Genomic DNA, 1,073 nt, shown 5'->3' on the forward strand with positions numbered 1-1,073 from the left:
GAGCGCTGTTCAAGCTCGGCGGCGACCTCCGGCGGCAGCGGCGGCCAGGCATAGTCGGGGGCGCCGCTGTCGGTCTGGCTGATGCCGTCCGGTCCGCTGGTAATCACGGAGCGGCGGACCTCTGTCTCCTGGTAGTCGTGCACTTTCCAGGCGGCGTGGCCCATGGAGATCGCGTCGGAGGCGGAGAAGTCCATCCAGTCGATGCGCATGAACCCGCCGTGCAGCGCGAGGGCGGTGTACATCCAGGTGCAGGCTGCGGGGTCCTTCGACGCCGCCCAAGCGTCATCATGCGGATGAGTGGTGAACGTGAAATAGGCAAGGCCGCTGTTGTCGCGGGCGATAGGGGACCTGGTCCAGGAGCCAAGCCACGACGGATTCTTCCCAGTCGGGGTCGGTCGGGGGCCGCACGCCGTCGGGCCACTCAGGTGGCAGATACATGACCTCATCGTAGGCACGTTCGATGCCCGCAGGTCAGGCGGCATCGACCGGCGTCATGGCCGCTTCCAGCGCGGCGAGGTCCCTGCTGTCGATCCAGCGGATGCGTGTCATCGGCAGCCAGGCCGGGCCGTGCTCGACCAGACCACCCCGGAACCCGGGTTTGTCCTCCATCCACGTAACCACCAGCACCTCTCGACCCCCCTTCGGATCCTGCCGGAGTTGGCTCACCCAGCCGGCCATATCAGGCACTCCGGCTTCCTCCGCCGCTTCCCTTGTAGCTTCCTCTGCCGCCACCAGCACTGCCCGGAGCACCGTCTTGGGTAAGGCCATGCACGCCTCCAGTCCGAACATGTCTTCGAAGCAAAGGTATCGCGGCAGCGGTATCTTCCCCGCCTGAGTGGCCTATCCGTACAGGGGCTAGCCGGGCGCGCGTTTGGGACTTGACGAGCTATTCCCGCCGAATCAGTCTGGCAGGCAGACGGCTGGGCGCTGCGGCATCACGCGGCACAGGGGCGGGTGGTCATGGGCAGCGCGCAGGACAGTCCTGGCATGAAAGCCCTGGACAGGGCGTCGATCCCCGGTGCCGGTGCCGCAGGGGTTCCTGCAGGGCCAGCTGCTCCGGCCGCTCTGCCTTA

Annotated in this window: 2 protein-coding genes; both read right to left on the reverse strand. The window is 67.2% G+C overall.

Translation table 11 applies throughout. From position 1 onward, the window contains the following. Positions 1–242 (reverse strand): hypothetical protein (locus AB0J09_RS65660; RefSeq protein WP_360714727.1); only part of this gene is annotated, 242 nt, incomplete at its 3' end. Between the two features lie 229 nt (positions 243–471). After that, complete coding sequence (locus AB0J09_RS65665; protein WP_360714729.1) at positions 472–768, reverse strand: hypothetical protein; 297 nt, start codon at positions 766–768, stop codon at positions 472–474. Positions 769–1,073 lie beyond the last annotated feature (305 nt).

The sequence above is a fragment of the Nonomuraea sp. NPDC049784 genome (assembly GCF_040659615.1).
Lineage (GTDB): Bacteria > Actinomycetota > Actinomycetes > Streptosporangiales > Streptosporangiaceae > Nonomuraea.